The 13,244-nt window shown below is 54.4% G+C and carries 14 protein-coding genes; 8 read left to right on the forward strand and 6 right to left on the reverse strand.

What is annotated here, in order from left to right; genetic code table 11:
* Positions 1–177: 177 nt before the first annotated feature.
* Together V8L73_RS02865 and V8L73_RS02870 are read left to right on the forward strand one after the other, a co-directional pair.
* Positions 178–858: a MarC family NAAT transporter gene (locus tag V8L73_RS02865; protein ID WP_261832616.1), complete on the forward strand. Its 681-nt coding sequence runs from the start codon at positions 178–180 to the stop codon at positions 856–858.
* Between the two features lie 157 nt (positions 859–1,015).
* Positions 1,016–1,558: a DUF2628 domain-containing protein gene (locus V8L73_RS02870; protein ID WP_027275280.1), complete on the forward strand. Its 543-nt coding sequence runs from the start codon at positions 1,016–1,018 to the stop codon at positions 1,556–1,558.
* A 55-nt stretch (positions 1,559–1,613) separates the two neighbouring features.
* Here the strand turns inward: V8L73_RS02870 and V8L73_RS02875 are convergent, their stop codons facing one another.
* Positions 1,614–3,041: a sodium:proton antiporter gene (locus V8L73_RS02875; protein WP_347254076.1), complete on the reverse strand. Its 1,428-nt coding sequence runs from the start codon at positions 3,039–3,041 to the stop codon at positions 1,614–1,616.
* Between the two features lie 119 nt (positions 3,042–3,160).
* Entirely contained in the window at positions 3,161–4,036 is an 876-nt protein-coding gene (locus V8L73_RS02880) for a LysR family transcriptional regulator (RefSeq protein WP_027275278.1), read from the reverse strand.
* A gap of 230 nt (positions 4,037–4,266) precedes the next feature.
* On the opposite strand from V8L73_RS02880, the gene V8L73_RS02885 reads away from it, so the two are divergent.
* From V8L73_RS02885 to V8L73_RS02910, 6 genes are all read left to right on the forward strand, one after another.
* Positions 4,267–5,580: a CitMHS family transporter gene (locus V8L73_RS02885; RefSeq protein WP_027275277.1), complete on the forward strand. Its 1,314-nt coding sequence runs from the start codon at positions 4,267–4,269 to the stop codon at positions 5,578–5,580.
* 35 nt (positions 5,581–5,615) lie between these two features.
* Positions 5,616–6,953, forward strand: a complete 1,338-nt coding sequence (locus V8L73_RS02890; RefSeq protein WP_027275276.1) for an acyclic terpene utilization AtuA family protein — start codon at positions 5,616–5,618, stop codon at positions 6,951–6,953.
* Between the two features lie 2 nt (positions 6,954–6,955).
* Positions 6,956–7,255, forward strand: a complete 300-nt coding sequence (locus tag V8L73_RS02895; RefSeq protein ID WP_027275275.1) for an AtuA-related protein — start codon at positions 6,956–6,958, stop codon at positions 7,253–7,255.
* A gap of 116 nt (positions 7,256–7,371) precedes the next feature.
* Entirely contained in the window at positions 7,372–8,031 is a 660-nt protein-coding gene (gene atoD / locus V8L73_RS02900) for an acetate CoA-transferase subunit alpha (protein ID WP_347254077.1), read from the forward strand.
* Positions 8,028–8,675 carry a 3-oxoacid CoA-transferase subunit B gene (locus V8L73_RS02905; RefSeq protein ID WP_027275273.1) on the forward strand — a complete coding sequence of 216 codons (648 nt, stop codon included), beginning with the start codon at positions 8,028–8,030 and terminating at the stop codon, positions 8,673–8,675. Before atoD ends, V8L73_RS02905 begins: the two co-directional genes overlap by 4 nt.
* Before the next feature lie 10 nt (positions 8,676–8,685).
* On the forward strand, positions 8,686–9,864 hold the full coding sequence (locus V8L73_RS02910) for an acetyl-CoA C-acetyltransferase (RefSeq protein WP_027275272.1): 1,179 nt from the start codon (positions 8,686–8,688) through the stop codon (positions 9,862–9,864).
* 43 nt (positions 9,865–9,907) lie between these two features.
* Here the strand turns inward: V8L73_RS02910 and V8L73_RS02915 are convergent, their stop codons facing one another.
* From V8L73_RS02915 to mutY, 4 genes are all read right to left on the reverse strand, one after another.
* On the reverse strand, positions 9,908–10,654 hold the full coding sequence (locus V8L73_RS02915; protein ID WP_027275271.1) for a nucleoside/nucleotide kinase family protein: 747 nt from the start codon (positions 10,652–10,654) through the stop codon (positions 9,908–9,910).
* 86 nt (positions 10,655–10,740) lie between these two features.
* Entirely contained in the window at positions 10,741–11,814 is a 1,074-nt protein-coding gene (gene mltC / locus V8L73_RS02920) for a membrane-bound lytic murein transglycosylase MltC (RefSeq protein WP_261832661.1), read from the reverse strand.
* Between the two features lie 46 nt (positions 11,815–11,860).
* Positions 11,861–12,133, reverse strand: a complete 273-nt coding sequence (locus V8L73_RS02925; RefSeq protein WP_027275269.1) for an oxidative damage protection protein — start codon at positions 12,131–12,133, stop codon at positions 11,861–11,863.
* A 14-nt stretch (positions 12,134–12,147) separates the two neighbouring features.
* Positions 12,148–13,203 (reverse strand): A/G-specific adenine glycosylase, encoded by a 1,056-nt coding sequence (gene mutY / locus V8L73_RS02930; protein ID WP_027275268.1) that lies wholly within the window; start codon positions 13,201–13,203, stop codon positions 12,148–12,150.
* Between the last annotated feature and the right edge of the window lie 41 nt (positions 13,204–13,244).

Here is a 13,244-nt window from a genome sequence, read left to right on the forward strand (position 1 = left end):
CGGGATCGCAGGCCTTGTACGTTGGTGTGGGAACGGATAGTGTGCACGGAGGTCTGATTGATTACGGGACGTAAATATTTTAGTTTCTACTGAGCGGCTGAATGTTTATTCGCATAGGCTCACGTTTCTTCTCCTTCGGGTGACTTTGTTTTAAATCGTTGAGAGGTGGTTTGTCCAATGGACGTCGTACTACAAATAGTGCACTTAATCGGCCTGGCGCTGGTGTTGCTGCTTCCGTTAACCAACCCGTTAACGTCGGTGGCGCTGTTTTTGAGCATGAGCGGGGATATGACCCGGGAAGAGCGCCATCGGCAGGCAATGATGGCGTCATTTTACGTTTTCCTCATTCTCGTACTTGCCTTTTTCTGCGGTGAGCTGGTTATGAGAGTGTTTGGTATCTCTATTCCCGGTCTGCGCATTGCGGGTGGGCTTATCGTCGCCTATATCGGCTTCAGGATGCTCTTTCCGCCTCCGCCTCACGCGAAACCGGCCGAATCGCAGGATGAAAACGGCAAAGTATTAAAACCCGCGACGCAAAGTATCGCCTTCGTTCCAATTGCAATGCCGAGCACGGCAGGGCCGGGTACGATTGCGATGGTTATATCCGCGGCATCAACCTGGCATCAGGCGACAAGCTATAGCGCTTCCGTAGTTTATACGGCCGTGGTGTTAAGCAGCCTTTTGCTGTCGCTTATCCTATGGGGAAGCTTGCGCAGTTCAGACCTTATCATGAAAGGGCTGGGTAAGAACGGCATTGAGGCCGTTTCCAGAGTGATGGGCTTTCTGTTGGTCTGCATGGGCGTTCAGTTTATTATTAACGGCGTTTTTGAGCTCATTAAGACCTATCCTGGCGCATAATGGACAAAACACTGCAGCATCTCCGCGCGCGTGTTGAAAGCCGCCTGATGCGACGATACTATAGGCTCACTCTGAGGTTTCGCCCAGCGGAATGGCGTATTGGTTTTTTGAATAATAACGGGAAGATGCGATGGAGAAGTGTTCAAAGTGCGGGAATATGTCGGTTAATGATGACGGGCAGTGTGTCGTTTGCGATGAGTCGGCGTCAGTTAACCCTTATGCCGTGTCCAGCACGGTAGCGGAAATTACCGGCGAGACGTCTGATGCTTCTTCTGAAAGTTATTCAAAAATATTTGTCGGCAGTAAGTATTATTCGTTTTTTCCCCACGGTGGCGATATCCCTAAACGCTGGAACTGGGCGGCCTTTTTCTTCGGCGCATTTTGGTTTGTTTATCGCAAGATGTATCTCTATGCCGTTATTTATTTGGGGCTCGGTTTCCTGCTGACGGGGATTCAGATGACGCTGGGCATCTCTGAGATTTTGATTAACGTCACCAGTATTGCGCTGGGGGTTGCCGCGGGAATTTGGGCTAACCGACTGTATAAGCAGCATATTGATAAGAAAATTGCAGAAACGCTGGTGATGGCTAAAGGGGACGACGTCGTTCCGGCTTTGAAAGCTAAAGGTGGAACCAACATTGGTGGGCTTATTGGCGCTATCGTGTTGGTCTTTGCATTGATAATGCTGACCAGCGTGTAGTCTACTTAAGATGGGATTTAAAAGGCCTGACGCGTGAGCGTCAGGCCTTTTTGCATTAGAACAGGAAGAAAATGACCGTTAACACTAAGAACAGCGGAATGAGAATACCGAATGACCACTTCATGTAGCCAAAGAAGCTCGGCATTTGAATCCCCCGCTGGGTGGCGATGCTTTTAACCATAAAGTTCGGCGCGTTGCCGATGTAGGTTAATGCCCCCATGAAGACTGAACCCATCGAAATTGCCAGCAGCGTTTGCGGCAGCTGGTTCATCAGCATTTGAGCATCGCCGGCGGCGAGGTTGAAGAACACCAGATAGGTCGGCGCGTTGTCCAGGAAGCCGGAAAGGGCGCCGGTTAGCCAGAAGTACATTGCGTTGATTGGCTGCCCCTGAGGATCGGAAACCATAGAGACCAGTCCAGCCATATGGCCTTCGGAACCGGCGCGCAGAATGGCGAGAACTGGACCGATGGTGATGAATATGCCGGCGAACAGCTTGGCGACTTCAAGGATAGGTTCCCAGTTGAACTCGTTACCGGCGCGGATAGGCTTGGCGGTTGCCGCTAAAGAGATACCTGCGATGACTAACAGCGCAACGTCGCGAGTGATGTCCTGCAGGGCCATATGGACGCCGAAAAGGGATACCTCGATACCGGGGCGCCAGAAGCCGGAAAGCAGAACGCAGCCGATGATCGCGAGCAGTAGAACAAAGTTGAACTTGCCGTACAGGCGGAGCTTCGAATCAGGCGTAGGGTCGCGCGGCTCCATCTCGTCTTCACGCTTATAGTAGTAGCTGTCGACGACGTAGAACATTGCCAGCAGAATCAGGCTGCTGATAATCACCGGCGGCAGCATATGGATAGCGGTCCAAAAGAAGTCAACGCCCTTCAAAAAGCCGATAAACAGCGGCGGGTCGCCCAGTGGAGTGAGGCCGCCGCCGATGTTCGCCACCAGGAAAATAAAGAAAATAACGACGTGAACGCGGTGTTTACGGTTGTCGTTGGCGCGGATCAGCGGGCGGATAAGCAACATGGCCGCGCCGGTTGTACCCATTAGCGACGCGAGGATAGTGCCGATAGCCAACAGCGCCGTGTTGAGCTTCGGCGAACCGTGGAGGTTACCCTGAACGAGTATCCCGCCCGAAACGGTAAACAGGGCAAACAGTAGAATAATAAACGGAATATACTCCGCGAGCATGGCGTGCGCGACCAGCCCCACGCTGGTATCAATGCCGAACGTCATCGTAAACGGAACCAAAAACAGGATTGACCACAGCGCGGTGATTTTTCCGAAGTGGTGGTGCCAGATGGTTGGAATTAGCAGAGGACAGAGGGCGATGGAAAGCAGAATGCCGACAAACGGAATGCCCCATCCCAGGCTGAGCGTAGTGCCGTCAACGTCTGCGGCAAAGCTTAACGCCGGCATGGTCAGCCCGAGTAGCAGGCCGACATACTTTAGTCGTTTTAGTGTTGACCGGTGAGCCATTTAAGATAACTCCAATTTTAATAAGATTCTAATCACATTGGTAAACGCCCATTTGAGCAAAAAGCCAGTGGCGCTGTCAAAGCGCCGTTGACACTTTCTTCAGAAGAGCGGCGGACAAATTATGGCTCGGTGAGGAACTCATAAAATTTTTGGCTGATGTCCGAGAGCGTTTTTCCGCTCTTTCGGATGATATAAATATCGCGGCTCAGAGCCTCTTCGGCGACGGGTTTGACCATAATATCGGGATGCTGGAACATGTACAGCGTAAGCTCGGGTAAAAACGTAATGCCGGAATTTGAGAGCAAAAGCCCAAACAGCGTGCTGAGTTGCTCAATATCGATATAGTTAATATTTTTATTATTTGTAATATCGACATGCAGCGATTGATAAATGCTGGTAGTGGGCGCAAATCGAATGACGGTTGAATGACTGATATCGCTGAGGCTAACCGTATCCCTTTTCGCCAAAGGATGATGGCGATTAAAAACCAGATAGTATCTTTCACTATGTATTTTATAACTTTCAACTCCGCTGTCGTTCGGCAAATATCCCACCATCCCCAGTTCCGTTGTTTCATTCATTACTGAAGACAGGCAGTAGTCCGACTGTAAGTCTTTCACGTCAAACGCGGCTTTAGGCTGAATAAGACGAAAACGCTGAATATACGAAGGCAACAGTTTCACTGCGATAGAGGGTAAAACCGCAATGGAAATCTTGAACTGTTCCTGATTAATGTGGTCGTGCCAGCGGGATAGACCTAAATTAAATTCATTGACGATGCCCAGCGCGATATTTTGAAACACCTCACCGTCAGGGGTAAGATCGACGGTTTTTGGTTTTCGGTCAAACAGCCGCGCTCCGGCCTCTTTCTCTATTGCGTAGATGAGATTGCTAAAGGCCGGCTGAGAAAGGAAAACGGATTCTGCCGCACGGGTAAAATTGCGATGCTTACACAAAGCCAGAAAGGCGCGAAATTGTTTAATCGACAGATTCATAGCTACCGTTCTCCAAAAGGGGAACATTGTATAAGCGATTTGTTTTTTGGATAGTGTGACTGGACGCGCATTCTATTTAATTACCTATTCATCTTTTAAATAGTGCTATCTGATTAATGAATTTCCCTGTTTTTTTCATGCCGCTAGTATGGAGATGAAAATAAGAACGCATCCTCCGATAACTATTTTTTCTTCATTTCCTACAACGTTAAGAACAGGAAATCTTATCTATGATAGCTTTATTTGGACTTCTCACCATTCTCGTCGTTCTTGCGGCGATTATGACAAAAAAACTGTCGCCTATGGCGGCGCTGATTGCAATTCCCGTCATTATGGCGCTTCTGGCCGGTTTTGACGTCGCTTCCGTAAACAAGTTTGCCGTTAGCGGCGTGAAGAACATCGCGCCGGTTATCGGCATGTTCGTTTTCGCCATTCTGTTTTTTGGCATTCTTACCGATGCGGGCATGCTGGATCCGATTATCGATAAGGTGCTTAAAGTCGTTGGCAACAAGCCGTCTCGTATCGTACTGGGTTCCGCCGTGCTGGCTTCAATTGTTCATCTGGACGGCTCCGGCGCGGTAACCTTCCTGGTCGTCGTTCCGGCGATGCTGCCGTTGTATAAGCGTCTTAAGATGGACCCGCGCATACTGGCCTGCGCCGTCGCTATGGCTGCCGGCGTGTGTAACATGCTGCCGTGGGGCGGGCCGACGCTGCGCGCCGCGTCGTCTCTCAACGTTCCCGTAATGGACCTGTTCCTACCGGTGTTACCGGTTATGCTGACCGGCTTGGCGTTTGTGTACATCTGTTCCTGGCTGCTGGGCAAACGCGAAGAAAAACGTCTGGGTTACAGCTCCGGCTCCGCCTCAGCGTCTGACATGGAGCACCATCGTACCGAACTGACTGAAGAAGAACGCGCTATACGTCGTCCTAAGCTGTTCCTGGTCAACATTGGGCTGGTTGTTCTCGTGATTGGCACCATGATTAGCGGTAAGGCTGCGCCCATCGTCTGCTTCATGCTGGGCACCGTACTGGCGCTGTTGATTAACTACCGCAAGCCGGAGCAGCAAAAGGCTCGCATCGACGCGCACGCCAAGTCAGCGCTGATGATGGCGGGGATCCTGTTTGCCGCCGGCATTTTCACCGGCATCATGAAAGATTCCGGCATGCTTAAGGAAATGGCGTCTTACATGGCCGCGCACATCCCGGCTGAGTCTGCATCGCACTTCCCGTTCATTATCGGCCTGATCGCCATGCCGCTGAGCATGATTTTTGACCCGGATTCGTTCTACTTCGGCGTTCTGCCCGTAATGGCGACCGCAGGTCAACATCTTGGCGTTCCCGCTATGGAGATGGGGCAGGCTGCTATTTTGGGACAAATGACCACCGGTTTCCCCGTAAGCCCCTTAACGCCTGCGACCTTCCTGCTGGTTGGGTTGGCGGGTATCGATCTGGGCGAACATCAGAAGTTTACCTTCTTCTTCCTGTGGGCCGCCTCTATCGTGATGACCATCGCGGCAGTGTTGATTGGCGTATTCCCGATTTAATTTCGATATAGATAGATGAATTAAGCGTGGTAACTATGAAAAAGTTAAGAATTGGCGGCGGAGCCGGCTATGCCGGTGACCGTATTGAACCAGCGGTTGAGCTGGCGGAAAAGGGCGATATTCAGTATCTGGTTTTCGAATGCTTGGCCGAGCGTACTATTGCCATTGGTCAGCGCCAGAAAGCGGCGGATCCAACGAAAGGGTTTAACGAACTGCTGGCGGACAGAATGAAGGCCGTTCTGCCTATCTGCATGAAGAAAGGCATTAAGATTATTACCAATATGGGCTCGGCCAACCCGCAGTATGCCGGCAAGCTGGTCGCAGAAATTGCCCGCTCTCTGGGGGCTGAAAAGCTGAAGATTGCCGTAGTCAGCGGCGATGACGCTCTGGACGTCGCGACTAAAGCCAACGTGAAGCTGGATGAAATCGGCCTGCCTATCGCCGAGTGCGGCAAGCAAATCATTTCTGCCAACGCCTATATGGGCGCTGAAGCGATGGTTGAAGCGCTCAACGGCGGCGCAGACGTCGTCATTGCCGGTCGCGTGTCCGATCCGTCACTGTTCCTGGCGCCCATGATGTATGAATTCGGCTGGAAGGCCAACGACTGGGAGAAGCTGGGCAAGGGAACGCTTATCGGGCACCTGCTGGAGTGCGGCGGCCAGATAACCGGCGGTTACTATGCCGATCCGGGCTTTAAAGACGTGCCTAATCTGGCGCGCCTGGGCTTCCCGATTGCAGAGATCGACGAAGACGGCAACGCCGTGATTACGAAGGTTGAAGGCGCTGGCGGTTGCGTAACGGTAGATACCTGTAAAGAGCAGATGCTGTATGAAATTCACAAGCCTGACCGCTACCTGACGCCTGACGTCGTTGCGGATTTCTCTCACGTCACCTTCACTCAGGTAGGGCCGGATCGCGTTGAAGTCAAGGGCGGTACGGGTTCAGAGCGTACCGGTACGCTGAAAGTCTCCGTAGGCTATCAGGACGGCTTCATCGGCGAGGGCGAGATTTCTTACGCCGGGCCGGGGGCGGTCGCTCGCGGCCAGCTGGCGCTGGAGATCGTAAAAGAACGCTTTGCCCTGTGCGGCTTTGCGCCAGAAGAGGCGCGTTATGACCTGATCGGCGTGAATTCACTGCACGGCGACGCACTGTCTCGGAGCAGTGAGCCATATGAAGTTCGCGCTCGCGTTGCGGCACGCTGCAAAACCCGCGCAGATGCGGCCAAGGTGGGTAACGAGGTTGAAACGCTGTACACCAACGGCCCGGCCGGCGGCGGCGGTGCAACCAAGTCAGTAAAAGAGATCCTTGCGATGGACTCTACGCTGCTTTCCCGCGATCTGGTCACCGCGACCGTCGAGTTTTTGGAGGTTTAATCATGAAACTGCGCGAAATTGCACACTCTCGTACCGGCGATAAGGGTAACACCTCGAATATTTCCGTTATCGCCTACTCAATGGATGATTACGAGAAAATTAAGAACGCCGTGACGGCGGAAAAAGTAAAGGCGCACTTTGCCGATATCGTCAAAGGCGAGGTCGTTCGCTATGAGCTGCCTGCCATCGGTGCGCTGAACTTCGTCATGTACGGCGCGCTGGGCGGCGGAGTGACCCGCTCTCTGGCGCTGGACATGCACGGCAAAGGGCTGAGCTCCGCCATGATGGATATGGATATTTGATAGTGTCAGGGCCAGCGTTCGCTGGCCCTCATCAATTACAACGCTTATTAACGTCAACTGCGGCGCCCGTCGTTCGTAGCGGGTTTATTTTGCCGCAGTTTGGCAGGAGAAGGGCAATGAAGGACAAACGAATCAGTCTTGACGCATTTCGCGCACGCCTGCGCGACGGCATGACCATCATGTTCGGCGGATTTATGGGCGTCGGTACGCCCGCGGTGCTGGTGGCCGAAATTTTGGCTTCCGGCGTGAAGGACTTAACGCTGATCGGCAACGACACCGGATTTGTCGATACCGGCGTTGGGCCGCTGATTGCCAGCGGTCAGGTAAAGAAAGTGGTTGCTTCCCACATCGGCACCAACCCGGAAACCGGCCGGCGCATGATCGCTGGCGAAATGGAGGTTGAGCTGGTGCCGCAGGGAACGCTGGTTGAGCGTATTCGCTGCGGCGGAGCCGGGCTTGGCGGCTTCCTGACGCCGACCGGCGTAGGCACCGTGGTGGAAGAGGGCAAACAAAAAATCACCCAAAACGGCGTGGAATACCTGCTTGAGCTGCCTCTGCGCGCCGATCTGGCTATTTTGCAGGCCGCGAAGGCCGACCAAAGCGGCAACCTCGTTTATTCTCTGACGGCGCGCAACTTTAACCCCATCGTCGCGCTGGCGGCCGATCTGGTGATAGCCCAGTGCGATGAGATCGTAGACGTAGGAAGCATTGCGCCGGACGCCGTAATGACGCCGGGCGCACTGGTAGACCATCTTTATCTGGGAGAAGCGCAATGAACGCCAAAGAAATTATCGCTCGCCGCGTAGCGAAAGAGCTGACGGATGGCGACGTGGTCAACCTGGGAATTGGCCTGCCGACGCAGGTGGCCAACTACCTTCCTGGCGACGTTCACGTCACGCTGCAGTCTGAAAACGGTTTTCTTGGCCTTGGCCCGGTAACCGAGGTCGACCCTAATCTGGTCAACGCTGGCGGTCAGCCGTGCGGCGTCGTTCCCGGCGCAGCCATGTTTGACAGCGCCTTCTCCTTTGCCCTGATCCGCGGCGGCCACGTCGACGTTTGCGTGCTGGGCGGGCTTCAGGTGGATGAAGAAGCCAATCTGGCCAACTGGATGGTGCCGGGGAAAATGGTGCCCGGTATGGGCGGCGCGATGGATCTGGTGGCGGGCGCGAAGAAAGTCATTATCGCTATGGAGCACTGCGCCAAAGACGGCAGCGCCAAGCTGCTGCACCGCTGTAACTTCCCGCTGACGGCGAAGGGCAAGGTCAGCATGGTAGTGACCGAAATCGCCGTTTTCGCCTTTATTGATGGGAAAATGGTTCTGACCGAGCTTAGATCTGACGTGACGCTTGACGCGCTGCGCGAAATGACCGAGGCCAATTTTGTCGTTGCCGACGATTTGCGCCCCCTGTGCGTAGAGTAAGGAGAGAGAGATGACGAATTCTGTTGTGATCGTAGCCGCGAAAAGAACGGCTATCGGCAAGTTTGGCGGTACGCTCGCCTCCGTTCCCGCCGTGTCTCTGGGCGCTAAGGTGATCGCCGACTGTATGCAAAGCCTGCCCGGCGATATCAGCGTTGACGAAGTTATTTTAGGCAACGTATTGCAGTCCGGCCTTGGTCAGAATCCGGCTCGTCAGGCGGCGATTGGCGCAGGCCTGCCGATTGAGACGCCTGCGTTTACCGTCAACAAGGTGTGCGGGTCCGGCCTGAAAACCGTTGCGCTGGGCGCACAGGCCATTCTGTCAGGCTGTGCCTCAGTGGTCGTCAGCGGCGGGATGGAAAACATGAGCGCCGCGCCTTACCTGCTGGATAAGGCTCGTCAAGGCTATCGGATGGGGAACGGCACGCTGGTCGACTCCATGATTAAGGACGGCCTGTGGTGTGCATTCAACGACTACCACATGGGCATTACGGCGGAAAACGTGGCCGAACGCTACGGTCTAAGCCGTGAAGAGCAGGACGCCGTCGCGTTGGCTTCACAGCGCAAAGCTACTGCGGCAATCCAGTCCGGTCGCTTTGTTAATGAAATCACGCCGATTGAAATCAAAAGCCGTAAGGGCGTGACGCTGTTTAATCAGGATGAATACCCGCGTGCGGACACTACGATGGAAACGCTGGCCAGCCTGCGTCCTGCCTTTAAGCCAGACGGTACCGTTACAGCGGGCAACGCGTCCGGCATTAACGATGCGGCGGCTATTTTGGTGCTGATGCGTGAGGACGAAGCGGCTGCCCGCGGCCTGACGCCTCTGGCGCGCATTCGCGGCTGGGCGTCGGCGGGCGTAGCGCCGGACGTTATGGGCATCGGCCCCGTTCCCGCTTCGCAAAAAGCGATGAAGATGGCCGGCGTAGCGCTAAGCGACATTGACCTGATTGAAGCCAACGAGGCGTTTGCCGCTCAGTTCCTGGCGGTTGGCCGCGATCTCGGCTTCGATCCGGTACGCGTTAACGTCAACGGCGGCGCTATCGCGCTGGGCCATCCGATTGGCGCCAGCGGCGCGCGGATCCTGGTGACGCTGATCCACGCTCTGAGAAGCCACGACAAAACGATGGGCCTGGCGACGCTGTGCATCGGCGGCGGACAGGGTATTGCGATGGTGGTTGAACGCGTTTAATCGTTCAAAACGTCCGAATCTGACGCGACGTTAGTACGCCGCGTCAGAGAATGATTGTGGGGGGCTTCTCATCGAGAAGCCCGTCGATAAGGCGATAAGAGCCGTCTTTTAGCATTTCCAGCGTCAGGTCCGCTCTGCGGCTGTTAGTAAGCACTCGCATGACGTTCGGCCCGTCAGACCGTTCAAAAAAGCGCTCCGCGTCCTCTCTGCTCACGCCGCCTTTCATCTTGCGGGCGATAAGCCTCTCTTTTAAATAGTCGATATAGCTGCCGATGAAGATGCTGTAGTCGCAGCGCCGTATCAGATCCTGCCAGCCGGGCTCTTTAAGTAAAAGCCAGTTGCCTTCAACGATCACGATGGGAGAAACCACCTCGATAGCGTTTTGCTGCGGATCGTGCAGGTTTCGGTCATAGCTGGGCCAGCGAGGCTGGGGAGACTTCAGGTCAGCAAGATAGTCCTGCAAGAGCCCAAGATTGAAGGTGTCCGGCGCGCCTTTGCGGCCGCGAAGGCCGTGTTCGTCCAGGTAGCTGTTGTAGTGGTGAAAGCCGTCCATCGGCAGGCCTTGCAGATCCTGAAGGTCGGTTTCCTGACGAGAAAGCATCTGCCAAAAGCCGGTTAGCGTCGATTTCCCCACGCCGGGCGGCGCGCTTAAATACACCACCAAACGCCTTTTCTTTTCTCGCTGTAGCCGAGTCAGCGTGCGCAGCAGGGGCAAATGGAGGTCGCGAACGTCTCTGTCTGGAAACGTCGCAACATAGTTCAGGCCGTTAACGTTGAGTTCCACATTCATCGACTTTCTCCCTGTAGGCTATACGCCAGTGCCAGGCTGCGGATTTTCCTCAGCCTGGCGTCGACGCTTCCGGCTAGAGCTGCCGCCTATCGACGATAGCTTTTCTGCGCGGTATTTACCTTTTTCAGATAGTTACGCGATTCGGCGGACGGGTGCTTGGTCGTCAGCGTTTCGTACACCTCGCCGGGCTCCATGCCGTTTATCACGCTCGGCGCTTTGTTCCTGTCGCTGGAGAATACGCGCAGCACGCTGCCGGCGCCGCCGTTGTAGGCGGTAATAACGGCATAGCGGCGGGACGTCGCGTTGCTAATTCCGCCCAGATAGCTGTTTTGCAGAATGGACAGATAGGCCGTGCCTGCGTCAATGTTATTCGCCGGGTCAAACAGGTAGCTGCGGCTCGGCTGGCCGGATTTACCCTGCATCTTGAAGACGTCTTTGCCCGCCGTGTGCTGCATGACCTGCATGAGGCCAATTGCGTCGGAACGGCTGACCGCGTATGGGTTGAAGCTGGATTCCGTCTGCATGATAGCCAGAATCAGCGACTCCTCCACGTTATACTTACGGGCCGCCTGTCGCACCAGCGGCAGATACTTATGCGCCCGCTTGTCGAGGTGGTTTGACACCAGCGGAATATTTACCGACCAGATGACCTTAAGCCCTGAGGTGCGTCGCTGCAGTTTGTTCTGAATCAGGTAATCGGCAAAGCGGCTTGCGCGCCATTCCCAGCGAATGGTGTTTCCGTCTGAGTCGAGCACCTGGCCATACAGGAATGGTTCTTTACTGAGCTGGATGTCGTTGGCGTCCGAATAAAGGTCGGTGCTTTGCGGATCTTCGCCCATCAGCAGCGTGGTAATGATGGCCTGCCGCAGGCTGGCCTGCGGATCGGCGTTAAGCGTCTCGATGGTGATGACGCCGGCGTCAAAGTTGATGTGGCTACGCGTCTGGTACTGGTCCGTATATTTCACGTAGTCCTTGGGGCCGGCGATAAGAACTTCACTCCTGCCCCAGATATTTTCGACGTTATGGGCGAACTGGCCCATCAGGATGTCGAAGCCGTTCGTATCTTTCACGTAACGATCGTCGTCGACGGGCTTTTTTGAACCGCCGCCGCATGAGAACAGCAGCGGCGTAATCAGCAGTAGGGCACAGGTTTTCTTTATATTTAGCATGGTTGGTTGACGTTATTGGTTTGAATGAGACGGTGCGCTATTCGCTCGGCGGCGTATAGCCTTCAATGTGAACGTCTTTACCTTCAAACAGAAAATTCACCATCTCCTGCTCAAGCAGCTTGCGGTGCTCGGGATCCATCATGTTGAGCTTTTTCTCATTGATAAGCATGGTCTGCTTGGTCATCCACTGTGACCATGCCTCTTTGGATATTTCATTGAAAATTCGCTTGCCTAACTCACCGGGATAAAGCTGAAAATCCTGCCCATCGGCCTCTTTTTGTAGGTAGGTGCAAAAAATGGTTCTGCTCATGCTTTATCCTCAAGTTAGTTGCTCAAATGGCTTAGCTGGTGGAGTAACCGTTCCACCGGTGCGGCGAGGCCGACCTGCGGGGGATTTGCCAAATCGTACCAAATGCCGGGCTTTTCTTCACGGCAGGCGTTGTTTGAATCTACGTCTTCCAGCAGCATCGGTACGATATCTAAATGGAAGTGGCTAAACGTATGGCGAAACGCGGTCAACTGCTGCAACGTCGTTGAGCTCAGCTTCTGCTGCGCCAGCCATGCATCAAGCTCATCGCGTTCGCTAAACTGCGGGAAACAGTAAAGCCCGCCCCAAAGGCCGACGGCTGGCCTTTTCTCCAGCCAGACTTTACCACCGTTCTTAAGTAACACAAACCAGGCGTTTCTTTCCGGGATCTGCTTTTTAGGCTTTTTGCCCGGGTAGTCCGCAAAGCTTTGGTTGGCATAGGCGATACAGCCAGCGTTTAGCGGGCAGAGCTCGCACTTGGGGCGTGAGCGAGTACACACCATTGCGCCCAGGTCCATCATCGCCTGGTTGAACTGCGCGACGCCTTGCGCCGGCGTCACTTCATCACTCAGTTCCCACAGCCGGTTTTCCACCTCTTTCTTTCCGGGCCAGCCGCTAACGGCGTAGCAGCGGGCGATGACTCGCTTTACGTTGCCGTCAAGAATGGGGTAGCGCTGGTTAAGAGAAAGCGACAGAATGGCGCCCGCCGTGGAACGGCCAACGCCGGGAAGGTCGTGTACGGTGTCAAAATCGGTTGGGAAAAGCCCCTGATGCTGCGCTGCAATCTGCTGCGCAGCCTTATGGAGATTACGGGCCCTTGCGTAGTAGCCCAGCCCGGTCCACAGGTGCAGCACTTCATCTATCGGCGCTGCCGCCAGAGAGGAAACGTCGGGAAAGCGCGCGATAAAGCGCTGGAAGTAGGGAATAACGGTGGCGACCTGCGTCTGCTGAAGCATCACTTCGGACAGCCAGACGTGATAAGGCGTTTTTTCAATTTGCCAGGGAAGGGTCTTACGGCCGAATTTCTGATACCAGTCCAGAACCGCCTGTGCAAATACCTTTGCTTGTAGCATGAATTAAGTGAAATTCCCAAGATGTAAAAGATGCCGAGATT

The organism is Leminorella grimontii, from assembly GCF_039789245.1.
Taxonomy (GTDB): Bacteria; Pseudomonadota; Gammaproteobacteria; order Enterobacterales; family Enterobacteriaceae; genus Leminorella; species Leminorella grimontii.